This window comes from Streptomyces harbinensis, from assembly GCF_900116145.1.
Classification (GTDB): domain Bacteria; phylum Actinomycetota; class Actinomycetes; order Streptomycetales; family Streptomycetaceae; genus Streptomyces; species Streptomyces carpaticus.
On the sequence record NZ_FPAB01000002.1, the window covers coordinates 587595 to 609712 of the forward strand.

21 protein-coding genes are annotated in these 22118 nt (G+C 74.5%); 9 read left to right on the forward strand and 12 right to left on the reverse strand.

Annotation, left to right across the window (positions count from 1 at the left end; all coding sequences use genetic code 11):
- The first annotated feature begins 31 nt into the window (after window positions 1-31).
- The gene (locus BM385_RS06960) at window positions 32-853 is read left to right on the forward strand and encodes an SAM-dependent methyltransferase (RefSeq protein WP_019435455.1); all 822 of its coding nucleotides are present in this window, start codon (window positions 32-34) and stop codon (window positions 851-853) included.
- A gap of 91 nt (window positions 854-944) precedes the next feature.
- Here the strand turns inward: BM385_RS06960 and BM385_RS06965 are convergent, their stop codons facing one another.
- Window positions 945-2318: an MFS transporter gene (locus tag BM385_RS06965; RefSeq protein ID WP_093842473.1), complete on the reverse strand. Its 1374-nt coding sequence runs from the start codon at window positions 2316-2318 to the stop codon at window positions 945-947.
- Entirely contained in the window at window positions 2315-2974 is a 660-nt protein-coding gene (locus BM385_RS06970; protein WP_093842474.1) for a GntR family transcriptional regulator, read from the reverse strand. Before BM385_RS06970 ends, BM385_RS06965 begins: the two co-directional genes overlap by 4 nt.
- 262 nt (window positions 2975-3236) lie before the next feature.
- Here BM385_RS06970 and BM385_RS06975 point away from each other — a divergent pair, with 262 nt between their 5' ends.
- Both BM385_RS06975 and BM385_RS06980 read left to right on the forward strand, forming a co-directional pair.
- The gene (locus BM385_RS06975; RefSeq protein ID WP_019435452.1) at window positions 3237-4394 is read left to right on the forward strand and encodes a pectate lyase family protein; all 1158 of its coding nucleotides are present in this window, start codon (window positions 3237-3239) and stop codon (window positions 4392-4394) included.
- Window positions 4395-4509: 115 nt separating this feature from the next.
- Entirely contained in the window at window positions 4510-6450 is a 1941-nt protein-coding gene (locus BM385_RS06980; protein WP_093842475.1) for a heparinase II/III domain-containing protein, read from the forward strand.
- A gap of 67 nt (window positions 6451-6517) precedes the next feature.
- On the opposite strand, the gene rocD is transcribed toward BM385_RS06980, so the two are convergent.
- The 4 genes from rocD to BM385_RS07000 form a co-directional block, all read right to left on the reverse strand.
- Window positions 6518-7762 carry an ornithine--oxo-acid transaminase gene (rocD, locus tag BM385_RS06985; RefSeq protein ID WP_093842476.1) on the reverse strand — a complete coding sequence of 415 codons (1245 nt, stop codon included), beginning with the start codon at window positions 7760-7762 and terminating at the stop codon, window positions 6518-6520.
- Window positions 7759-8574, reverse strand: coding sequence for a dimethylargininase (ddaH, locus tag BM385_RS06990; RefSeq protein WP_026047721.1), 816 nt, complete (start codon window positions 8572-8574; stop codon window positions 7759-7761). Before ddaH ends, rocD begins: the two co-directional genes overlap by 4 nt.
- Before the next feature lie 102 nt (window positions 8575-8676).
- A complete protein-coding gene (locus tag BM385_RS06995) occupies window positions 8677-9198 on the reverse strand; it encodes an Lrp/AsnC family transcriptional regulator (RefSeq protein WP_093842477.1) in 522 nt (173 codons plus the stop codon).
- A gap of 58 nt (window positions 9199-9256) precedes the next feature.
- Window positions 9257-9799, reverse strand: a complete 543-nt coding sequence (locus BM385_RS07000) for a DUF1990 domain-containing protein (RefSeq protein ID WP_302848648.1) — start codon at window positions 9797-9799, stop codon at window positions 9257-9259.
- A gap of 111 nt (window positions 9800-9910) precedes the next feature.
- Here BM385_RS07000 and BM385_RS07005 point away from each other — a divergent pair, with 111 nt between their 5' ends.
- The 5 genes from BM385_RS07005 to BM385_RS07025 all read left to right on the forward strand — a co-directional run bounded on the left by BM385_RS07005 (window position 9911) and on the right by BM385_RS07025 (window position 15790).
- The gene (locus tag BM385_RS07005; protein ID WP_019435446.1) at window positions 9911-11431 is read left to right on the forward strand and encodes a sugar ABC transporter ATP-binding protein; all 1521 of its coding nucleotides are present in this window, start codon (window positions 9911-9913) and stop codon (window positions 11429-11431) included.
- Window positions 11428-12414, forward strand: a complete 987-nt coding sequence (locus BM385_RS07010) for an ABC transporter permease (protein WP_093842479.1) — start codon at window positions 11428-11430, stop codon at window positions 12412-12414. Before BM385_RS07005 ends, BM385_RS07010 begins: the two co-directional genes overlap by 4 nt.
- Window positions 12404-13390, forward strand: coding sequence for an ABC transporter permease (locus BM385_RS07015; RefSeq protein WP_093842480.1), 987 nt, complete (start codon window positions 12404-12406; stop codon window positions 13388-13390). The genes BM385_RS07010 and BM385_RS07015 overlap by 11 nt, the downstream gene beginning before the upstream one ends.
- 14 nt (window positions 13391-13404) lie before the next feature.
- Window positions 13405-14496, forward strand: coding sequence for a rhamnose ABC transporter substrate-binding protein (rhaS, locus tag BM385_RS07020; protein ID WP_093842481.1), 1092 nt, complete (start codon window positions 13405-13407; stop codon window positions 14494-14496).
- Between the two features lie 169 nt (window positions 14497-14665).
- On the forward strand, window positions 14666-15790 hold the full coding sequence (locus BM385_RS07025; protein WP_019435442.1) for an NAD(P)-dependent alcohol dehydrogenase: 1125 nt from the start codon (window positions 14666-14668) through the stop codon (window positions 15788-15790).
- Between the two features lie 3 nt (window positions 15791-15793).
- On the opposite strand, the gene BM385_RS07030 is transcribed toward BM385_RS07025, so the two are convergent.
- The 5 genes from BM385_RS07030 to BM385_RS27045 all read right to left on the reverse strand — a co-directional run bounded on the left by BM385_RS07030 (window position 15794) and on the right by BM385_RS27045 (window position 19035).
- Complete coding sequence (locus tag BM385_RS07030; RefSeq protein WP_093842587.1) at window positions 15794-17386, reverse strand: Na+/H+ antiporter; 1593 nt, start codon at window positions 17384-17386, stop codon at window positions 15794-15796.
- A 95-nt stretch (window positions 17387-17481) separates the two neighbouring features.
- The gene (locus BM385_RS07035) at window positions 17482-17859 is read right to left on the reverse strand and encodes a DUF2255 family protein (RefSeq protein WP_019435440.1); all 378 of its coding nucleotides are present in this window, start codon (window positions 17857-17859) and stop codon (window positions 17482-17484) included.
- Between the two features lie 137 nt (window positions 17860-17996).
- The gene (locus tag BM385_RS26715; protein WP_139275146.1) at window positions 17997-18200 is read right to left on the reverse strand and encodes a hypothetical protein; all 204 of its coding nucleotides are present in this window, start codon (window positions 18198-18200) and stop codon (window positions 17997-17999) included.
- 14 nt (window positions 18201-18214) lie between these two features.
- Window positions 18215-18724 (reverse strand): sigma-70 RNA polymerase sigma factor region 4 domain-containing protein, encoded by a 510-nt coding sequence (locus tag BM385_RS07040; protein WP_093842482.1) that lies wholly within the window; start codon window positions 18722-18724, stop codon window positions 18215-18217.
- Between the two features lie 158 nt (window positions 18725-18882).
- Window positions 18883-19035 carry a hypothetical protein gene (locus BM385_RS27045; RefSeq protein WP_019435437.1) on the reverse strand — a complete coding sequence of 51 codons (153 nt, stop codon included), beginning with the start codon at window positions 19033-19035 and terminating at the stop codon, window positions 18883-18885.
- Between the two features lie 567 nt (window positions 19036-19602).
- Between BM385_RS27045 and BM385_RS07045 the strand changes: the two genes are divergently transcribed.
- Window positions 19603-20892, forward strand: coding sequence for a glycosyltransferase 87 family protein (locus BM385_RS07045; RefSeq protein WP_107407796.1), 1290 nt, complete (start codon window positions 19603-19605; stop codon window positions 20890-20892).
- On the opposite strand, the gene BM385_RS07050 is transcribed toward BM385_RS07045, so the two are convergent.
- Window positions 20825-22063: an acyltransferase family protein gene (locus BM385_RS07050; RefSeq protein WP_093842484.1), complete on the reverse strand. Its 1239-nt coding sequence runs from the start codon at window positions 22061-22063 to the stop codon at window positions 20825-20827. The two genes, BM385_RS07045 and BM385_RS07050, sit on opposite strands and share 68 nt — an antisense overlap.
- Window positions 22064-22118: the final 55 nt, after the last annotated feature.

Genomic DNA, 22118 nt, shown 5'->3' on the forward strand with positions numbered 1-22118 from the left:
GGTCCCCTCTAGCGATGGCGAGTTGACCCCGATGGGCGAGAACAGCAAGGACGTGCGGGAGACCCCGGCGGCACCGGAGATCGACACCTCGGTACCGCACTCGGCCCGCATCTGGAACTACTGGCTCGGCGGCAAGGACAACTACGAGGTCGACCGGGTCGCCGGCGACCAGTACGCCGCCACCTTCCCCGGGATCTTCGACATCGCCCGGGTCAGCCGCTACTTCCTGCACCGCACCGTGCGCCACCTGGCGGGCGAGGCCGGCATCCGGCAGTTCCTCGACGTCGGCACCGGCCTGCCCACCGAGGACAACACCCACGAGATCGCCCAGCGCGTCGCGCCGGACGCCCGCATCGTCTACGTCGACAACGACCCGCTGGTCCTGGTGCACGCCCAGGCGCTGCTCACCTCCACCCCGCAGGGCCGCACCGACTACATCGACGCCGACCTGCACGACCCGGCCCGCATCCGCCGGCTGGCCTCCCGCACCCTCGACTTCAGCCGGCCGGTCGCGGTGATCCTCTCCGACGTCATGGGCCACGTCCCCGACGACGACCTGGCCCGCTCCATCGTCCGCAACCTGGTGGCGGAGCTGCCGGCCGGCAGCTATCTGATGCTCTCGCACGGTGCGACCACCTCGCAGGAGGTGATGGACGCCCAGGACGACTACAACGACAGCGGAGCCGCGCCGTACCGGCTGCGCACCCAGGAGCAGATCAGCCGCTTCTTCGACGGCCTCGACCTGGTGGAGCCGGGCGTGGTCCCCATGCCCCGCTGGCGCCCCGACCTCGGCGACCTCGGCCCCGACCCGCAGGGCGCGGGCATCGGTGGCCTGGCCCGCATCCCCGGCTGAGCGGCGGCGTCCGGGTGGCCGGTGCCCGGCGGTGCGGGCGCGTTCACCCCGTGGCAGGGGCATCGGGCGCCCGCCCCGCCGGGCCGGTGGCTCAGCCCGCGCGCACGCCGGTCCGTTCGCGGGTCGCGGGGGCCGGGTGCCGAGTGGGGGAGGGGTGCCGCTCCCGTTCGCGGCGCACCGCGCGCCCGTGCAGCCGCAGGATCCGGGTGACGCCGAGCAGCACGAAGCCCAGCACCACCGAGAGCGCGATCCGGTAGTCGTCGCCGGTGGCGTCCAGCAGCAGGCCCACCGCCAGCAGCGCCAGCATCGAGGCGGTGAAGCCGCCGATGTTGACGATGCCCGAGGCGGTGCCGTGCCGCTGCGGCGGGTTCGCCAGCCGGGCGAAGTCGAAGCCGACCGTGGAGGCCGGGACGCAGCCGCCGAGCACCACGCACAGCAGGATCACCAGCCAGCCGGGGGTGCGGTCGGCCGGCCACCAGATCGCCGTGGTCCACACGGCCACCACGGCGGCGGTCACGGTCAGCACCACCGGCAGCCGGGCGCCGGGCCGGCGGGAGAGCAGCCAGCCGAACGGCAGGCCGAGCAGCAGGCTGGTGGCCACCACCAGGGTGAGCAGTTCACCGGCCGTCACCCGCGCGTACCCCTGGGACTCCACCAGGAACGGCAGCCCCCACAGCATCAGGAAGACCATCGCCGGGCACTGGGTGGTGAAGTGGGTCCACATGCCGAGCCGGGTGCCCGGCTCGCGCCAGGCCGCGCCGATCTGCCGGCGCACCGCGCCGCGGCCCGCCGCCGGGCGCGGCTCGGGCGCCCGCCCCGGCGGCTGGTCGCGCAGGAAGAGCAGCAGCGGGACGAGGACGAGCAGCCCGCCCAGCGCGCTCCCGGCGAACGCGGTGACCCAGCCGGAGTGCTCCAGCACCCGGGAGAGGACGAGGGTGGAGGTGAGATTGCCGGTCATCCCGGCCAGGCCGGTGAGCTGGGCCATCATGGGCGCGCGGTGGGCGGGGAACCAGCGGTTGCCCAGCCGCAGCACGGCCAGGAACGTCATGGCGTCGCCGCAGCCGAGCACGGCGCGGGCGGCCAGCGCGCTCCCGTAGGTGGGGGCGAAGGCGAAGCCGAGCTGGCCGGTGATCAGCAGCGACAGGCCGAGGATCAGCACCCGCCGGCTGCCGAGCCGGTCGACCATGACGCCGACCGGTATCTGCATCGCCGCGTAGACCAGCAGCTGGAGGATGGGGAAGGCGGAGAGCGCGGAGGCGCCCACCGCGAACCGGTCGGCGGCGTCGAGTCCGGCGACCCCGAGGGAGGTGCGCAGCAGGACGGCGACGAAGTAGACGGCGACCGCGATGGTCCACACGGCGACGGCGCGCCGGCCGCCGGGCGGATCGGCGGGGGCGGTGCTGCCGGTGGGCGGGGCGGGATCGAGGGGGTCGGCGGGTTCGGCGGAACGCTGCGGGCGGCTCACCGGCTCTCCCCCCGGGCCAGCTCGGACACCCGGCTGACGTGCCGGACGGTGACCGCGAGCGCCGCCTCGGCGTCACCGGCCCGCAGGGCGTCCAGGATCTCCTGGTGTTCGGCGAGGGCGAGCGCGATGCGGTCGGGCCGGGCCCGGACCACGGCCTCGCCCATCCGCAGCTGCCGGTCGCGCAGCTGGTCGTACAGCCGGGAGAGGATGGCGTTGCCGCCGCTGCGGACGATCTCGGCGTGGAAGGTGCGGTCGGTGACCGCCAGGTCGGCCAGCGCTCCGGCGGCGGCCTGGGCGCGGTGCAGCGCCAGCAGTTCGGTGAGCCGGTCGATCAGTCCGGGCGGCGCCGGTACCGCCTTGCGCACCGCGTGGGTCTCCACCAGCAGCCGGGTCTCCACGACGTCCGCGATCTCCTGGGCGGAGACCGGCAGCACCATCGCGCCCTTCTTCGGGTAGAGCCGCAGCAGCCCTTCGCTCTCCAATCGCAGCAGGGCCTCGCGGACCGGGGTGCGCGAGACGCCGGCGGCCTCGGCCAGCTCACCCTCGGTGAGCAGGGTGCCGCCCTCGTAGCGGCGTTCCAGGAGGGCGCGCTTGACGTGGTCGTATACATGGTCGGCGGCGGGGGGACGCTTGGGGGCGGCGGCGGACTGCGGCATGTGCACAGCATAGATACAACAGGGATACCCGGTGCTGCCCGGTCCGGCATGCGGGCAGGCCACGGCGGCGCCCGGCCGGTCTCCGAAGGCGGGCTGGACGGATGGGTGTTGTGCGAACCGTTGACATGTTCCAGTCGTCAACTCAGTCTGGTGAATACCGGGTTACTGCAACCGGTTGCACCATCGTGGGTTCACATGCCGACAACATCACGAGGGCCCCACACCCTCGGACACGTTCCCCCACCGGCTGAGAGGACTCCTCATGTCACGCACCACCCGGACCGTCACCAGGGCCGGCATCGCCGTCGCCGGCGGCATCGCGCTGCTGGCCGGCACCCTGACCGCCGTCTCCCAGGCGTCCACCGCGCCCACCGCCGACACCCCGCCCGCCGCACCCGGCACCTTCGCGGCCGACCCGTTCGCCGACGCCCCCATCGGTTACGCCGCCGAGGCCGGCGGCACCACCGGCGGCGAGGGCGGCGACACGGTCGACACGTACCTGCTCAGCGAGTACGCCGAGGAGAGCGGGCTGAGCCCCTCCGAGGCGCTGTACCAGCTGCTGAAGGCGCACCAGAAGAGCGAGAGCGAGGGCCTGATCGTCTACGTCGACCTCACGCTCAGCCAGGACGGGCTGAGCGAGAGCAAGATCGACATCAAGGACGTCGAGAACGTCTCCATCCTCGGCGTGGGCGACGCGGGCGAACTGGACGGCGTGGGCTTCAAGGTCACCCGCACCCAGAACCTCATCATCCGCAACCTCACCATCCACCACGTCTCCGAGGGCGAAGGGGACGCGATCGAGGTCACCGACAACAGCTCGCACGTGTGGATCGACCACAACGACCTGTTCAGCGAGCGGGACAACGAGCCGGACAAGGACTACTACGACGGGCTCGTCGACATCAAGCGCAACAGCGAGTACATCACCGTCTCGTGGAACACGATCCACGACCACTGGAAGACCTCGCTGGTGGGCCACAACGACAGCGCCGACCAGGCCCCCGACAAGATCACCTACCACAACAACGCGTTCACCTCCCTCAACTCCCGGGTGCCGCTGATCCGCCACGCGGACGTGCACATGCTCAACAACGTGTTCACCGACATCAACGGCTCCGCCATCAACGCCCGGATGGGCGCGCGGGTCCTCGTCGAGGGCAACTGGTTCGAGAACGTGGGCTCCGGCGAGGTGGACTCGCACGCCGGCTACATCGAGGGCCCGGTCGGCTGGTTCTACGGCAGCTCCGAGACCGGCTACTGGAACCTGGTGGACAACACCTTCATCGACAGCCCCCACGAACACCTGGAGTCCACCACGGACTTCACCGTGCCCTACAGCTACCAGGCGGACACCCCGGCCGCCGCCAAGGAGGCCGTGGAACGGTACGCGGGCACCGGCGTCATCGACGTCACGCCCTGATTACTGCGAACGGTTGCAGTGATGCGCGGCTCCGGCCGCGCTCGGCCGGCCGTACTCCGGGCACCCTCGGGTACGGTCGGCCGCGGCACTCCCGCACCCCTCACCAGGAGCAGATGTGGCGCAGGTGACTTCCCCAGGACCGCTGACCGCCCGGCTGCCGCTGCTGGCCCCCGGCGCCGCGGCCCGTCTGGCCGACGCCCTACGGGACGCCCCGCGCCGGATCCCGGTGCCGCCCGTCACCGACCGCACCGCCTGGGACGCCGTCCACCCCGCCACCCGCACCGCGCTGCTGCGCCGGGCCGAGGCCGAACGCGCCGCCCCCGTCCCCGTGCTGCGCGCCTCCGACTGGGCCCGCTCCTTCCGCGACGGCGTCCGCACCGCCTACGAGGACCCGGCCCGCGCCCTGCGCACCCGCACCACCGTCTTCCTGCTCGCCGCCGTCCTCACCGGGGAGAGCGCGCCGGCCACCGCACCCCCCGGCGCCACCCCGAACCTGGACGCCGCCATCGACGGACTGATCGCCCTGTGCGAGACCTCCACCTGGTGCTGGGCCCCGCACGACGGCTACACCGCCGCCCGCGGCGAGGTGCTGCCCGACCCGGAGGAGCCCTATGTGGACCTCGGCGCCGCCGAGGTCACCACCGTGCTCGCCTGGGCCGACCACGCGCTCGGCCCCCATCTGGACCTGCGCGCCCCCGGACTGCGCCGCCGGCTGCGCCGCGAGACCGACCGGCGCGTCCTCACCCCGTTCACCACCCGGCGCGACTGGCCCTGGATCGGCGCCGACCGGCCCGCGGACAACTGGAACCCGTGGATCCACGGCGCGATCACCGCCGCCGCCCTGCTGCTGACGGACGATCCGGAGCGCGCCGCCGGCCTGCTGCGCACCGCCGTCGCCGGACTCGACCGCTTCGTCGCCACCCTCCCCGACGACGGCGGCATCGACGAGGGCGTGGCGTACTGGTGGCACGGCGCCGGCCGGCTGCTGGAGACCCTCGATCTGCTGGCGGCCGTCGGCGGCCCCGGGCTCGACGCCCGCGACCTGCCCGTGCTGCGGCAACTCGCCCGCTTCCCGCACCGGATGCACCTGGGCGGCGCCTGGTACGTCAACGCCGGGGACGCCGCCGCCCGGCTCTCCGGCACCCTGCCCTGGCAGCTGCTGCACCGCTGGGGCGCCGCGCTCGGCGACCCGGCGGTACGCGACCACGCGGCCGGCCGCGGCCGGGACACCGGCCTGGCCGCCCAACCCGAAGCGGGGGCGGGCAGCGCGCTCACCGCACTGGTGGACCCGCGCTGGCGCGCCGCGCTGACCGGCCCGCCGGGGGAGGGGGGCAGCTGGCTGACGGCCGCCGAGTGGCTGCCGCGCACCCAGATCCTGCTGGCCAGGGAACGGCCCGGTTCCACCGGCGGCCTGACCGTCGCCGTCAAGGGCGGCCACAACGCCGAGCGCCACAACCACCTCGACGTCGGCTCGTACTGGATCGCGCTGGACGGTGTGCCGCTGGTCGTCGACCTCGGCCAGCCGACGTACACCGCCGACAGCTTCGGGCCGCACCGCTACCGCGCCTGGCCGCTGACCAGTGACTGGCACAACCTGCCCGCGCCGGGTGGCGGCACCGGGCAGCTGCCGGGCGCCGGACGGGCCGCCCGGGAGGTGCGCGCCGAAGCGACAGACAGCGGTGCCCTCTTCCACGCCGACCTGGCCGCCGTCTACCCGGACGGCGCGGCCGGCGGCCTGACCCGTACCGTCCGGCTGGACCGGGACCGGCCGTTGGTCACCGTGACCGACCGCTGGGCACCGGCGGCCGGCCCGGTACTGCTGCGGCACGTCCTGGCGGGCGAGGTCACCCTGAGCGGCGGCGAGGCCATCGTGCGGGCGCCGGACGGTCCCGCGCTGCGGATCGGCTGGGAGCCGCGCGACGCGCGGGCGGTGCTGGAGGACCGGGAGCTGACCGACCCGCTGCTGCGTGCCTCGTGGGGCGGACGGCTCACCCGGCTCACCCTCACGGTGCGCGACGGCGAGGGCGCGACGGTCCGTTTCGACCGCGCGCCCTGACCGGGAGGCCGGCCGGCGCGGGGCGGGGCCGCGCGGGCCCCGCCCCGTCCCCGTTCACCGGCCCCGGTCAGCTGCCCTCGGCCAGCACCTCCCCGAGGATGTCGAGCGCCCCGGTCAGCTCCTCCTCCTCGATGGTCAGCGGCGGGGCGATGCGGATGGTGGAGCCGTGGGTGTCCTTCACCAGCAGGCCCCGGGCCATCAGCCGTTCGCTCAGCTGCCGGCCGGTGCCGATCGCCGGGTCGATGTCGATCCCGGCCCACAGCCCGCGGCCCCGGTGCCGCAGCACCCCGCGCCCGGTCAGCCGGCCGAGGCCGGCCGCGAGCACCTTGCCGAGCCGTTCCGCCCGTTCCTGGTACTCCCCGGTGGCCAGCAGGTTGATGACGGCCGTGCCGATCGCCGCCGACAGCGGGTTGCCGCCGAACGTCGAGCCGTGTTCGCCCGGCCGCAGCACCGCCATCACCTCGCGGGTGCCGACGACCGCCGAGACCGGTACCAGACCGCCGCCCAGCGCCTTGCCGAGCAGCAGCAGATCGGGCCGTACCCCCTCGTGGTCCAGCGCCAGGGTGCGGCCGGTGCGGCCGAGCCCGGACTGGATCTCGTCGGCGGCGAACAGCACCCCGGCCCGCCGGGTCGCCTCGCGCACCCCGCGCAGATAGCCGTCGTCCGGGACGATCACGCCCGCCTCGCCCTGGATGGGCTCGATGAGGACGGCGGCCGTGGTGTCGTCCAGCGCCGCCTCCAGCGCGGGCAGGTCGTTGTAGGGCACCACGGTGAAGCCGGGGGCGTAGGGCCCGAAGCCGTCGTGGGCCACCGGGTCGGTGGAGAAGCCGACGATGGTGGTGGTGCGGCCGTGGAAGTTGTCGGCGGCCACCACGATCCGGGCCCGGTCCCGGGGGACGCCCTTGACCTCGTACGCCCACTTGCGGGCGATCTTGATGGCGCTCTCCACCGCCTCCGCGCCGGTGTTCATCGGCAGGGTGACGTCCAGGCCGGTCAGTTCGGCCAGCCCGGCGGCGAAGGCGGCCAGCCGGTCGTTGTGGAAGGCGCGCGAGGTGAGGGTGAGGGTGTCCAGCTGGCGGTGGGCCGCCTCGACCAGGGCGGGGTGCCGGTGGCCGAAGTTGAGGGCCGAGTAGCCGGCGAGCAGATCGAGGTAGCGGTTGCCGCGGACGTCCTCCACCCACACGCCCTCGCCCCGGGCGACGACCACGGGCAGCGGGCGGTAGTTGTGGGCGACCAGCCGGTCCTCGGCGGCGATGACGGCGGCCGGGTCGGTGGGGTCGCCGGCGGCTTCGGTGCTCGGGTGTGCGCTCATGCGATGCGGATCTCCTGTGTGCAGCACTTGATTCCGCCGCCGGCCTTCAGCAGCTCGGAGGTGTCGACGGGGAGGGGGACGTACCCGCGTTCGGTCAGCCGGGCGATCAGCTCGGTGGCGCCGGGGGAGATGAGGACGTGCCGGCCGTCCGAGACCGCGTTGAGGCCGAACGCCATCGCGTCGGCGCGGGTGGCGATCACGGCGTCGGGGTAGCGGCGGCGCAGCGCGGCACGGCTGCCCGGCGAGAACGCGTCCGGGTAGTAGGCGATGGTGGTGTCGTCCAGCGCGAACAGCGCGGTGTCGAGATGGTAGAAGAACGGGTCCACCAGCCGCAGACTGATGACCGGCCTGCCGAAATACTCTTGTGCGCTGATATGCGCGGCGGTGGAGGTGCGGAATCCGTACCCCGCCAGAATGTCCGGACCCACCGGTACCAGATCGCCTTCACCCTCGCAGGTCTCCTCGGGGGTGACGACCGGAAATCCGTTCTCCTTGAACCAGCGGCTGAATTCGAGTGCTTCCGGCTGCCGCTGCGGGGCGTGGAACCGCGATCCCAGCGCCTTGCCGTCCAGCACCAGTCCGCCGTTGGCGGCGAACACCATGTCGGGGAGGCCGGGGACCGGCTCCACCAGGTCCACCGTGTGGCCCAGTCCGCGGTACACGCGCACCAGTTCGTGCCACTGTTCCAGGGCCCGGTTCCGGTCCACCGGGGAATCCTGTCGCATCCATGGATTAATGACGTACGCCAGCTCGAAATAGCGTGGCTCGCACAGCAGATATCGGCGTTCTCGGCCGACCGTGACAGGCGCCATCGAGGCACTTTTCCCTTCGCCGGAGAGATGACTCCACGCTAAGGACCGGGGCCGGGTGCGGACAAGTTCTTGTCCTTGCACGCCGCTTTCGAATGTTGCGCGTCAGCCGGGCTCGACGGCGTTTTCCGCCGGCCGGTCCAGCAGCGGGCGCAGCGGCGCGCCGCTTCCGCTGTCGCCACCGGGCAGCAACTGGGTGAGGACGACGCGGGAGTCGGTGCGCCGGACGAACGGCTCGGCGCGGATGCGCTCCAGCACCCGCTCGAAGTGGCCGATGGTGCGGGCCCTGATGTGCAGCAGCGCGTCCGCGTCCCCGGTGACCGTCATCGCGGCCACGATCTCCGGGTGGTTGCGCGCCACTTCCGACATCCGGCTGGGCGGGGCGGCGCTGTCGCAGTACACCTCGACGAAGGCTTCCATGCCCCAGCCCAGCGCCTCGGCCCGGACGGTGGCGGTGAAACCGGTGATCACCCCGTTGGCCCGCAGCCGGTCCACCCGCCGCTTCACGGCGGGGGCCGACAGCCCCACCCGCCGGCCGATGTCCACGAAGCTCGCCCGGGCGTCGGCGATCAGCAGCGCCAGGATGGTGCGGTCCAGCTCGTCGACGGCGGGCGGCAGATGCGTCATGGGGGTGGCTCCGGTTCTCGTGATTCCTCACGTCGGTGACGGGGTGCACCGCCAATGATCACCGTTCCGCGGGGCCTTGTGCACCGGTCGCCGGCCCGCGTGCGGACCGGGTCACCGACCGCCGTACCGCCCGCGCGTACCGCCGGGCGATCAGCCGCCGTACCGCCCGGCCCAGCGGGCCCGCCGCCCGGGTGTACCAGGCGGCGGGGCGGCTGATGGCGCGGACGGTGAAGGTGACGGTGCCATCGGCCGCGCGCTCGATCAGGAACGCCTCCTCGCCGCACTCGGGATGGCCCGGGAGCGTGCCGTAGCCGAAGCCCACCCGGCCGGGTTCCCGCACCGTCCACACCACCTCGCACGGTGCGCGCAGCGGCCCCAGACCGACCGTCACCCGTACGCCGGGCGCCGCGCGGGGCGCGGTGGCGCGGACGGTGAGCCCGGCGCCCCGGTGCGCGCCCCAGCCCAGCACCGTCTCCCCGGCGGTGGCCAGGACGCCGGGGCCGCGGCCCAGCGGGACGCGGATCTCCAGGGTGCGGAAGCCGTCCGGCGGGGGCGGGCCGCCCGGTGCGGTCATCCCGGGGGTGGGGTAACTGAGCGTCACCCGGCGGAGTATAGGGAACGGGCCGCCCCGGCAACTCTTGACGCGTTCATGGCTTGCCTCTAGCATCATCAGTCTCCTCTTGAATCGATTCATGCGGAGAGAGGGAATGCCGTGCCCGACCCCACCGCAGCCCCGCCCCCGGCCCTCCGATTGCACCGCGTCGCCAAGTCCTTCGGCGCCGTCACCGCCGTCAGCGACGTCTCCCTGACCCTGCATCCCGGCCGCGTCCACGCCCTCGCCGGCGAGAACGGCGCCGGGAAATCCACCCTCGTCCGCATGCTCGCCGGCGTCCACCGCCCCGACCGGGGCACCCTGGAGCTCGACGGACACCCCACCGTGCTGCGCGACCCGGCCGCCGCCCGCGCCGCCGGAATCGCCGTCATCCACCAGGAACCCACCCTCTTCCCCGACCTGTCCATCGCCGAGAACCTCTACCTGAGCCGCCAGCCCACCGGCCGGCTCGGCCGCATCGACCGCCGCGCCCTGCGCGCCGCCACCACCGCCCAACTCGCCCGGCTCGGCGTCACCCTCGACCCCGACCGGCCCGCCCGCGGCCTGTCCATCGCCGATCAGCAACTCGTCGAGATCGCCCGCGCGCTCTCCCTGGACGCCCGGATCTTCGTCATGGACGAACCCACCGCCGCCCTCTCCGGCACCGAGGCCGCACGGCTCGCCGCCGTGGTGCGCGGCCTGTGCGACCGGGGCGCGGCCGTCCTGTTCATCTCCCACCGCTTCGAGGAGATCTTCGGCCTCGCCCACGACATCACCGTGCTCCGCGACGGCCGCCACGTCTCCACCGACCCCGCCGACCGGCTCACCCCCGACACCGTCGTGCGCCGCATGGTCGGCCGCGACGTCGGCGCCCTCTACCCCAAGACCCCCACCACCCCCGGCGACACTGTCCTGGAGGTCACCGGCCTCACCCGGCACGGCGCCTTCCACGACATCTCCTTCTCCGTACGGCGCGGCGAAATCCTCGCCCTGGCCGGACTGGTCGGCGCCGGCCGCAGCGAAGTGGTGCGCGCCGTCTTCGGCGTCGACCGCTACGACGCCGGCACCGTCACCGTGGCGGGCCGCCCGCTGCCCGCCGGCTCACCCGCCGCCGCCATGGCGGCCGGGCTCGCCCTCGTCCCCGAGGACCGCCGCCAGCAGGGCCTGGTCCTTCAGCTGTCCGTCGAACGCAACACCGCGCTCACCCGGCTGCGCCGCCTCGCCCGGCACGGCCTGCTCACCACCCGCCGCGAACGCGCCGACGCGCTGCACTGGACCGAACGGTTACGGGTGCGGCACGGCGGCACCCACACCCCGGCCGGCACCCTCTCCGGCGGCAACCAGCAGAAGATCGTGCTGGCCAAATGGCTGGCCACCGAGCCCGCTGTGCTCATCCTCGACGAACCCACCCGCGGCATCGACATCGGCACCAAGGCCGAGGTCCACCGGATGATGTCCGAACTCGCCGCCCGCGGCCTGGCCATCGTGATGGTCTCCTCCGAACTCCCCGAAGTCCTCGGCATGGCCGACCGCATCCTCGTCCTGCACGAGGGCCGCGCCACCGCCACCCTCCCCGGCCCCGGCGCCACCGCCGAGACCGTCATGGCCGCCGCCACCGGCCACCCCGGAGGTGCCGCGTGACCCGGGCCCACCCCCGCGAACTCGGCGTCCTGGCCGCCCTCCTCCTGCTGATCGCCGGCACCGCCGCCGCCAACCCCCGCTTCCTGTCCGCCCAGAGCGTCCGCGACCTGCTGCTGTCCGCCGCCATCCTCACCGTGCTCGCCGCCGGCCAGACCGTCGTCGTCCTCACCCGCAACATCGACCTCTCCGTCGGCTCCGTCCTCGGTCTGGCCGCTTTCGGCACCGCCGACCTGCTCGCCACCCACCCCGGCACCCCGCTGCCGCTCGCCGCCCTCGCCGGCATCACCATCGGCGCCCTGTGCGGCGCCCTCAACGGCGCCCTGATCAGCTACGGCGGCGTTCCCGCCCTCGTCATCACCCTCGGCACCCTCTACGTCCTGCGCGGCGCCGCCCACTCCTGGGCCGCCGGACGGCAGATCAACGCCGCCGACCTGCCCCGCCCCTTCCTCGACCTCGGCACCGCCACCGTCCTCGGCATCCCCCTGCTCGCCCTCCTCGCCACCGCCGTCGTCCTCGCCGTCGCCCTGTGGCTGCACAGCTACCGCAGCGGACGCGAGCTGTACGCCATCGGCTCCGAACCCGCCGCCGCGGCCCGCGCCGGCGTCCCGGCCGGCCGCCGGATCCGTACCGCCTTCCTCCTCAGCGGCTCGCTCGCCGGACTCGCCGGCGTGCTCTACGCCGCCCGCTACGGCACCGTCGACGCCACCGCGGGACAGGGCATGGAACTCCAGGTCGTCGCGGCCGTCGTGGTCGGCGGCGTCGCCATCTTCGGCGGCAGCGGCAGCGTGACCGGCGCCGCCCTCGGCGCGCTGCTGCTCACCTGCATCGGCAGCTCACTCGCCGTCCTGCGGGTGGACCCCTTCTGGCAACAGGCCGTCGTCGGCGCCCTCATCCTGGCCGCCATCGGCCTGGACCGGCTGCTCACCACCCGGCTCGCCGCCCGCGCCGCCCGTACCGCCCCGGAGGTGTCCCGTGCCGGCTGAACCCCCGAGCGGACGCGGCGCCGCCGTCCTGCGCCGCTGGGACAGCGCCCTGATCGCCACCCTGCTCCTGGTGACCCTGGCCGCCGCCCTGGCCGTGGACGGCTTCGCCACCGGCCGCAACGCCCAGTTCCTGCTCCTGGACGCCGTCGCCATCGGACTCGTCGCCCTCCCGGTCACCCTCATCGTCGTCACCGGCGAGATCGACCTCTCGGTCGCCAGCACCCTCGGCCTGTGCAGCGCCGTGATGGGCCAGCTGTGGGTGTCCGGCTGGCCGCTGGAACTCGTCGTCCTCACCGCCGTCGCGCTCGGCGCCCTGCTCGGCGCCGTCAACGGCCTCTTCGTCACCGGCTTCGGCCTCCCCGCCCTCGCCGTCACCATCGGCACCCTCGCCGCCTACCGGGGACTGGCCTTCGTGGTGCTCGGCGACCGCGCCGTCGCCGACTTCCCCCGCGCCTGGACGGACGCCGTCGGCGGCACCGCGCTCGCCGGCGCCGTCCCCGCCGCCATGCTGGTCACCGCCGTGGCGGCGGCCGGCTGCGCCGTCCTGCTGCACGCCACCCCGCTGGGCCGCTCCCTGTTCGCCATCGGCAACAACGCCGAGGCCGCCCGCTTCTCCGGCATCGCCGTGGCCCGCACCAAGTTCTGGCTCTTCGTGAGCTGCGGCGCCGTCTCCGGCCTGGCCGGCGTCTTCTGGACCCTGCGCTACGCCAGCGCCCGCGCCGACAACGGCCAGGGACTCGAACTGGCCGTCGTGGCCGCCGTCCTGCTCGGCGGCGTGTCCATCTTCGGCGGCCGGGGCACCCTCGCCGGGGTCTGCGCCGGGGTCCTCCTGCTGGTCACCCTCCGCAACGCCCTCCAACTCGCCGACGTCCCCGCCGACACCCTCGACATCGTGACCGGCTCGCTGCTCATCCTCTCCGTCCTCGCCCCCCGCGCGCTCACCGCGCTCCGCCGCACCCCCACCACCCGCACCTGAGAAGGGACACGGACATGCCCGCACCTGCCGGAAGGACCCGCACCGGTACGGCGGCCACCGCACTCGCGGCGCTGCTGCTCCTCGCCGCCTGCTCGGGCACCACCCGGGGCGACGGCGACGACGGCGGCCCCGGACCGGGCGCCGGACCGGAACCCACCGCGCAGGCCGACCCCGACGCGCCGCTGCGCCCGGACCTGTCGGTGGCCTTCCTCCCCAAACAGGTCAACAACCCCTACTTCACCGTCGCCCGGGGCGGCGGCGAGCGGGCCACCGCCGAATTCGCCGGCACCTTCAAGGAGGTCGGCCCCTCCGAGGCCAGCGCCTCCTCCCAGGTCAGCTACATCAACACCCTCACCCAGCAGGGCACCGACGTCATCGCCATCTCCGCCAACGACCCCGGCGCCGTCTGCGGGGCGCTGAACAGCGCCCGGGACGCCGGGGCCGTGGTGGTGACCTTCGACTCCGACACCCGCGCCGAGTGCCGCGATCTCTTCATCAACCAGGCCACCGCCGAGGACGTCGCCCGCACCCAGGTGGAGCTGATCGCCGGACAGATCGGCGGCGCGGGCGAGATCGCCATCCTGTCCGCCACCCCCAACGCCACCAACCAGAACACCTGGATCGCCCTGATGGAGGAGGAACTGGCGCGCCCCGCCTACGCGGACATCGAGATCGTGGCGGTGGCCTACGGCAACGACGAGGACGAGAAGTCCTTCCAGGAGACCCAGGGCCTGCTGCGCTCCCACCCCGACCTGGCCGGCATCGTCTCCCCGACCACGGTCGGCCTCGCCGCGGCGGCCCGCTACCTCTCCGGCTCCGAGTACGCCGGCCGGGTCGCCCTGACCGGCCTCGGCACGCCCAACCAGCTGCGGCAGTTCGTGCACGACGGCACCGTGGAGTCCTTCGCTCTGTGGAACCCGGCCGACCTCGGCTACCTGGCCGCCCACGCCGGCGCCGCCCTGGCCTCCGGCCGGCTCACCGGCGCGGAGGGCGAGACGTTCACCGCGGGCGACCTCGGGGAGTTCACCGTCGGCCCCGACGGCGTGATCGCGCTCGGCCCGCCCACCGTCTTCGACGCCGCCACCGTGGACGACTACGACTTCTGACCCCGGACACCCCGCCGCCCGGCCGGGCCCGGCGGGGTGGGAGAGCCGCACCCCGCCCCGTCAACACCCGGCCCGCTGCCCTACCCGGTCGGTGGAATCCCCGCCCCGTTTCCTGGATTCCGCCCCCGCCCGGCGCCAGCATGACGGAGAGTCCAGCGAGGGAGCCGCCATGTCCAGCACCACCACCGCCGCCGTGGTCCGGCCCGGCACCCGGACCTTCGCCTGGGAGCAGGTCCGGCTGGACGCGCCACGCGGCGACGAGGTGCTGGTCCGCGTCGTCGGCGCCGGACTCTGCCACACCGATCTCGCCGTACGCGACGGCCACGTCCCCCTGCCGCTGCCCGCCGTGCTCGGCCACGAGGGCGCCGGGGTGGTGCAGGCCGTCGGGGACCGGGTGACCCGGCTCGCGCCCGGCGACACCGTACTGCTGTCGTTCAGCTCCTGCGGCGCGTGCGCCCCCTGCGGCCGGGGCCGCCCCGCGTACTGCGACACCTTCCTCCACCGCAACGCCTCCGGCTCCCGCGCCGACGGCACCAGCCCGCTCCAGGACGCGCGCGGCGAGCGGATCTCCGGACGCTTCTTCGGCCAGTCCTCCTTCGGCGCCCTCGCGCTGGCCGACGAACGGTGCGCCGTCCCGGTGGAGGTCGCCGACGAGGACGAACTCGCCCGGCTCGCCCCGCTCGGCTGCGCCGTCCAGACCGGCGCCGGAGCGGTCCTCAACGTCCTGCGCCCCGGCCCCGGCGACACCCTCGCCGTCTTCGGCACCGGAGCGGTCGGCCTCTCCGCCGTGATGGCCGCGGCCCTCACCGGCGCGGTACGGATCATCGCCGTCGACATCCGCCCCGCCCGGCTCGCCCTCGCCCGCGAACTCGGCGCCACCGACACCGTCGACGCCGGACGGGAGGACGTCGCCGGGCGGCTCGCCGAGCTGACCGGCGGCCGGGGCGTGCGGCACGCCGTGGAGAGCAGCGGGGTGCCCGACGTCCTGCGGCAGGCCGTCGAGGCGCTCGCGGTCGGCGGCACCGCCGCCGTGCTCGGCCTGCCGCCGGCCGGCACCCGGGTGCCCCTGGACATCGGCGCCCTGCTGCGGGGCCGTACCGTGCGCGGCGTCTACGAGGGCGACAGCGACCCGGCCGCCTTCCTCCCCGCCCTGGTCGCCCTGCACCGCGCCGGCCGGCTCCCCTTCGACCGCCTCGTCCGCCTCTACCCGCCCGAGCGCATCAACGACGCCGCCGCGGACGCCGCCTCCGGCGAGGCGGTCAAGCCCGTGCTGCGGTTCCCGGCCGGCTTCTGACGCTCACTCCGCCGCCTCCCGGCGCGTCAGCCGCACCTCCTCGATGTCCAGCCGGGACTGGAGCTGCCGCAGCACCGTGTCGTCGATGCGCCGCTCGTCCCGCAGCCGCAGCACCGTCGCCCGCTTGTGGGCGATCATGGCCAGCCGCAGCTCGGTGTAGTGCCGGTCGTGGCGCAGCGCCGCCTCGTCCTCGCCGTCCCCGTCGCCGGTGCCGGCCCGCAGCACCGCCAGATGCGTCTCGTACTCCCGCCGGGTCCGCTCCAGCACATCCCGCGCCGTACCGAGCCCGGCCGCCACCTCCGGCAGCGCGGCCAGCGCCTCCTCGGCCGCCAGGGTCTCGGCCAGCTGCCGCTCCGCCTCCACCCCGGTGTCCGGCGGCAGCCGTGCCCACCGCACGACCACCGGCAGCAGCAGCCCCTGCACCACGATCGTCACCGCGATCACCCCGCAGGTGACACAGACGATCAGATCCCGCTCGGGGAACGGCGCGCCCGAATCCAGCGTCCTCGGCACCGACAGCGCCACCGCGAGCGAGACCGCGCCCCGGAACCCGGCCGTCGCACTCACCACCCGCGTCCGCGCCCCCACCCGGCGGGCCCGCTGCCGCGGGCGCCGGTCCAGCAGCCGGATGACGTAGGGCGAGGTGAACAGAAAGAGGAAGCGCACGCCGATCACCACCGCCGAGACCGCCGCCACCGCGAGGGCCGCCCGGGCGAGCCCGGCACTGGTCAGCTCCCGCACCGCCTCCTGCGCCTGGAGCCCGACCAGCACGAACAGCGAACCGTTGAGCACGAACGTGGCCAGCGACCAGAACGCGATCGCCTGCCGGCGCACCTCCGCGCTCGCCACCCGCGGCCCCGCCTGACTCATGATCAGCCCGCACACCACCACCGCCAGCACCCCGGAGGAGTGCACCACCTCGGCCAGCAGGAACGCCGTGAACGGGATGAGCAGCAGCGCCACATTGCCCAGCAGCGGATCGGCCAGCAGGCCGCGCACCCGCACCCCGATCCAGGCCACCACCACCCCCGACAGCGCCCCCACCGCGACGGAGAGCAGGAACAGCGCCGTCACGTGCGGGACGGTGAAGTGCTCGGCGCCGACCGTGATGCCGACCGCCAGCCCGTACAGCACCAGCGCCGTCCCGTCGTTGACCAGGCTCTCCGCCCGCAGGGTGGTGATGGTGCGGCGGGGCAGCGCACGGGCCAGGACGCTCACCGCCGTCGCGTCGGTGGGCGCCACCGCCGCGCCCAGCACCCACGCCGCCCCCCAGGGCAGCCCCAGCAGGTACCCGACCACGGCCACCGCTCCGGCGGTGGCGATGACCAGCACGGTGGACAGCAGCACGATGGGCCGCAGATTGCTGCGGATCTCCCGCAGCGAGGTGGTCAGGCTCTCCCAGAACAGCAGCGCCGGCAGGAACAGCAGCAGGACCGTCTCGGGCGGCAGCCGCACCTCGCGCAGCGCCGGGACGAAGCCCAGCAGCACGCCGCCGAGCAGCAGCACGATGGGCGGTGCGACGCGCAGCCGCCGCGCGGTGGTGTGACCGAGTACCAGGGCGGTGCCCAGCAGGACGACGAGGACGAGTGCGAGCACGGTGGTTCTCCCGGCGGCGCTGGGGGCGGGGGACACGCCGGTCACGGAGCGGTGGCGGCCCGCGGATCGCCGGCCCGCTCACCGGTGTCCCGGCGTCAGGCGCGCGGCACCAGCCGCATGGTGGTCGCGTTCGCCCGCCCGGTGGTGACGGAGCCGATGAGGGAGGCGGAGTAGTGCGCGTACTTGGCGCGGTACGCGGCGTCGATCCGGTCCTCGTGCTCCCGGCCGGCGTCCGCGAAGGTGACGTCCTTCTCCACCCCGCCGGCCCGGATCCGGCCCTCCCGGCGGATCCGGGTGGCGCGGTACCAGTCGGATGCGGTGCCGTTGACGGACCGTACGTACAGGTCGTCGCCGTCGCGGACCACCCAGATGGTGCGCCGGCTGCTCAGCGAGCCGTCCTCGCGCAGCGAGGCGATCCGCAGTTCCTCGGCGTCGCCGATCCGGGTGAGTTCGTCGTCCGTCCAGGTGCTCATCGGGGGGTGGCCTCCTCGTGCCGGGTGATCCCTGCCGGTAGCCAACGGCCCCGGGCGGGCGCCGGCCGGACGACGGGCCGGTCCGGCCCCGGCCGTCACCCGCACGGACGGCGGCCGGCGGGGCCGGGGCCGGGTGCTCAGCGGTCGGCGCGCCGGGCGGCGGGGGCCGGGGAGCAGGCCACCCAGGCGTCGTAGAGCTGTGCGAGGTGGTGCCGGTCCTCCGCCGACCACCGGTTGCCCCGGCTGGAGACGAAGGCCCGGATGGCGTGGTTGATGGCGTCCGCGGCGCTCTCCATCGGGGGGACCTGCGGCGGTACGGGGGCGGGTGCGGGCGGTGTCATGGCGGTGCTCCGGGCTATCCGAGGACGTCGGCGGGCGTCGTCGCGGCGCGGTCCTCGCCGCGCAGGTTCTGACTGAGCGTCGTGGTGAAGGGGCGGCGCCGCTCCCGCCGGAGCATCCGGCGTTCCATGGCGCCCCGGGGCCAGCGCTTGCGCAGCCGTTGCGGGCTCATGCCCAGCGCCCGGGCGATCTCGGTGGTGGGCACGCCCTCCAGCCGGGCCCGCCGCACGACGGCGGCTTCCAGATCGCCCATCGACAGTTGCGCGGCGGGCAGCAGCCGCAGCAGTTCCCTGGCGGCGTCCGGCCCCGGGCGCGCGGCCTGGGCCTCGATGAGGCGGGCGTGCCCGGTGATGTCGGCCGCGACGGCGGCGGTGTAGCCGTCCTCGGGGCCGGTCTCCGGGGTGTCGAGGGCGTTGCGCATCCGGTAGGCGGCGTCCCGGCAGCGCTTGTTGCAGTACTCCTTGGGGCGGCCCGACTGGTTCGGGGTCACCTCCAGGTGGCACTTCGGATTCTTGCAGTGGGTCATGATGCCTCGGTGGGGCGGGGCGGGCCGCCGGGCGGCCCGCCGGTTGCGACGACGGGGTGGCGCCGGCGGCGGTGGGGCGGGCCGGCACCCGGGCCGGACGGGCACGCGCGGGCCGCGACAGGGGCGGTTGGTGCCGCGCGTGCCCGCCGGCGTCCGGATCAGCCGATGCGGACGCGGTGGTAGCGCAGCGCGGAGCCCCGGGAGGCGGCCGACGCGATCAGCGCGGCCACCGGGCCCAGGAGGCCGGTTCCGCCGAGGAACGGCGCCAGGGGCAGCAGGAGAAGGGCGATCAGCGCGGGGGCGGGCACCATGACGAGGGTTTCCCCGTGCGGGGTGGTTTCGGGGGCGGGGACCTGCGGAATGCTACGGTCACCACGCCGGTCGGACGGGCCCGTTAACGGGAGCACCGAGGCCGGCGGTACACGGTCGGGAGACATGGGTTCTCCTTGATTCGTGGGTTCACAAAGTCGAAGGGGAGCCCGGGCTGGTTGGCGCCTACCGGGCCCCTTCGCGTGCCTGGACGCTACCTGTTCAACCGTACGAGACGCCAGCACTACCAGACGTAATCACCATCATCGCGCCGGACCGGCGGCGAAAATCGCAGTAATATGCCACTGGCGGTCAAAAACGGGCAGGCTGCGGGGCGTTCCGATGAAGAAGCTTCGCCGAGCACACACATCCTCACCCGGCTGGCGCCCGGCCCGCCCCATCCGGTAGTGCACCCCCGGCCGCCCCGAGCCTCGCACGCCGTGACCGAAGGCAGGGGCACGGTGCTCCCGGCTCCCTGCCTCCCCGCGCCGTGCGGCAAAAGGGTGGTCGGCCGCGGCGATCTGCGGCGGTTCGTCCCCTCGGCCGCCGGCCGCCCTAGGGTGGCGCGCGTGGTGACGGTCGTGGACGGCGGGGCGCGGGCGCGGGGGCGGCTGCGCCGCGGTGGGCCGTGGCTCGTCCTCGCGCTCTGCGCCCTCTCCTTCACCGGCTGCGCGCTCGCCCAGCTGGCGCTCGGCCTGCCCCTCGGGGACCTCGACGTCTACCGGGCCGAGGGCTGGGCGGTGCGGACCGGGGAGGACCTGTACGACCTCGCGGTCAGCCGGCACGCCCTCCAGGCCACCTATCCGCCGTTCGCCGCGCTGCTGTTCGTCCCGCTCACGCTGCTGGGCGTCGAGGCCATGCGGGTGCTGGTGTGCGTCCTCAACTTCGGCCTGGTGATCGTCCTCGCCCAGCTCTCCCTGCGCCTCACCGGCATCCGGCCGGGCGGCCACTGGCGCTGGGCGGCCCCGCTCGCCGTCGCCGCCGTCGCCGTGTGGAGCGAGCCGGTGTGGGCCACCGTCCGGTACGGGCAGATCAATCTGCTGCTCGCCGTACTGGTGCTGTGGGATCTGACCCGGCCCGCACCCCACCGCTTCGCCGGGGTGGCGACCGGGATCGCCATCGGGATCAAGCTCACCCCCGCGATCTTCGCCGTCCTGTGCACCGTCGCCGGCGTGCTCGCCTGCCTCCGGCGCCGGGATGCCGCGCTGCTGCGGCTCGCCGTCCGGGCCTGGGCGGCGTTCGCCGGGACCCTCGCCCTCGGGGCGCTCGTGCTGCCCGCCGAGTCCTGGCGGTACTGGACGGACCTGGTGCTGGCCGAGGACCGGGTGGGGGCGCCGGAGGCGTCGGCCAACCAGTCGCTGCGCGGGGTCCTGGCCCGGATGCTGCACACCGGTGAACTCCCCGCCTGGTGGCTGCCGCTGGCGGCCGGTGTCTGCTGTGCCGGGCTCGCCGTCGGCGTCGCCGCCCTGCTGACCGGGCGGCGGGCCTGGGCCGTGGTCGCCTGCGCCGTGACGGCGCTGCTGGTGAGCCCGGTGTCCTGGTCGCACCACTGGGTGTGGGCCGTGCCCGCGGTGCTGCTCCTGGTGGCCGAGGCGCGCGGCCGGCGGCGGGGCGCGCGCGGGTGGTGGCTGGCCGCCGGGGGCGCCACACTGCTGTTCTGCAGCTACGTCAGCTGGCTGCTGCCGCACGACGAGACCCGGCCCGAGCTGGACCTCCCGCCCGGCCAGCAACTCCTCGCCGCCGGCTACCCGCTGGCCGGTCTCGCGCTGCTGGCCGCCGCCGCCGTGGCCGTCACAGCACCGCGCGGAACCCCGGCAGCCGGCGCAGCCAGGCGGCCAGCGGGAAGCTCAGCGAGATAGCCGCCGCCGTCACCACCACCCACGCGGTCAGCGGCGCCGGGTCCAGCGGGGCGAGCGCGAACTGGAGGGCCACCACGATCGGCAGGTGGACGATGTACACGGTGAATGCCGACCCGGCCAGCGAGGAGAGCACCGGGCCCTCGCCGTTCAGCCGCTCCCGGAACAGCGTCAGCAGGCCCAGGCACAGCGCCGTGCACAGGAACGTCTCGTAGACCGCCCACAGCGCGGCCGGTACGGTCGCCCCGCCCGTGGCGTACCAGAACGCCCCGGTGCCGCCGGCCGCGCACAGCACCACCGCGCCCGCCACGCCGCCCGCCAGCCACAGGTAGCCGGTACGGGCCGGGATCGCGGTCAGCCAGCCGTGCCGGTGGGCGAGGATGCCGGCCGCGAAGAACGCCGCGTACTGGGCCAGCCGGGCCGGCTCGGTCTGGATGAACTCCGCCACCGGCACCCAGGTGTCCAGCGGGTACCACAGCCGCAGTACGAAGGTGGCCGCCGCGACGGCGAGCGTGAAGAGCACCAGCGCGCGGTGCCCGGGGATCCGGGGCGTGCGCACGGAGGCGGCGGGCCGCAGCCGCCGCACCGCCTCGCCCGTCCGGCGGGCCAGCAGGTACAGCAGGCAGTAGACCAGCAGATTCTGGATGAACCACAGGTGCCCGAACTGGAGATCCGGCCAGATCGGCCCGGCCCAGTCGGCCGGCTCCTCGCCCAGCCCCAGGAAGACGTCCGCGTAGTACTGCGGGAAGGACAGCGCCGGCTGGTCGCGGTACACCAGGTAGTAGACGTACAGCAGCACCGGGATGAGGGTGACGGTCCCGGCAAGGAACGGGATGCCGAGCCGGCGCAGCCGCCCGCGCAGATATGCCCAGCTTCCCCGCCGGTCCACCGAGGCGGGGACGAAGCAGGCGGAGACGAAGAAGAACAGGCTCATGAAGAAGGTGCCGTTGAGGGTGGTGAAGGCGGCGAGCGCCCCACTGCCGGCCTGGTCCTCGACGTACCACCAGTCGGCCGGACCGTACGCCTGCGCCGCGTGGTGGGCGACCACCAGCATGATCAGCGCGATCCGGAGGTTGTCCAGATAGGCCGTCCGCCGCCGGGGCGCGGACGGCTCCAGCGGCGGACGGGTGGGGGTGGCGGGCGTGGGCCGGGTGAGCGGCCTGGTGGTGTCCATGCAGCCAGGCTAGGAAAGCCGGTGGCTCACCGTAATGATGCGAGCACCCGGGCCG

Excerpts from the sequence above, each read along its gene's own strand:
- BM385_RS06960 (WP_019435455.1), top strand. The coding sequence starts at position 32 with ATGGGCGAGAACAGCAAGGACGTGCGGGAGACCCCGGCGGCACCGGAG.
- BM385_RS06970 (WP_093842474.1), bottom strand. The coding sequence starts at position 2,974 with ATGCCGCAGTCCGCCGCCGCCCCCAAGCGTCCCCCCGCCGCCGACCAT.
- BM385_RS06975 (WP_019435452.1), top strand. The coding sequence starts at position 3,237 with ATGTCACGCACCACCCGGACCGTCACCAGGGCCGGCATCGCCGTCGCC.
- rocD (WP_093842476.1), bottom strand. The coding sequence starts at position 7,762 with ATGAGCGCACACCCGAGCACCGAAGCCGCCGGCGACCCCACCGACCCG.
- ddaH (WP_026047721.1), bottom strand. The coding sequence starts at position 8,574 with ATGGCGCCTGTCACGGTCGGCCGAGAACGCCGATATCTGCTGTGCGAG.
- BM385_RS06995 (WP_093842477.1), bottom strand. The coding sequence starts at position 9,198 with ATGACGCATCTGCCGCCCGCCGTCGACGAGCTGGACCGCACCATCCTG.
- rhaS (WP_093842481.1), top strand. The coding sequence starts at position 13,405 with ATGCCCGCACCTGCCGGAAGGACCCGCACCGGTACGGCGGCCACCGCA.
- BM385_RS07025 (WP_019435442.1), top strand. The coding sequence starts at position 14,666 with ATGTCCAGCACCACCACCGCCGCCGTGGTCCGGCCCGGCACCCGGACC.
- BM385_RS07035 (WP_019435440.1), bottom strand. The coding sequence starts at position 17,859 with ATGAGCACCTGGACGGACGACGAACTCACCCGGATCGGCGACGCCGAG.
- BM385_RS26715 (WP_139275146.1), bottom strand. The coding sequence starts at position 18,200 with ATGACACCGCCCGCACCCGCCCCCGTACCGCCGCAGGTCCCCCCGATG.
- BM385_RS07040 (WP_093842482.1), bottom strand. The coding sequence starts at position 18,724 with ATGACCCACTGCAAGAATCCGAAGTGCCACCTGGAGGTGACCCCGAAC.
- BM385_RS27045 (WP_019435437.1), bottom strand. The coding sequence starts at position 19,035 with ATGGTGCCCGCCCCCGCGCTGATCGCCCTTCTCCTGCTGCCCCTGGCG.
- BM385_RS07050 (WP_093842484.1), bottom strand. The coding sequence starts at position 22,063 with ATGGACACCACCAGGCCGCTCACCCGGCCCACGCCCGCCACCCCCACC.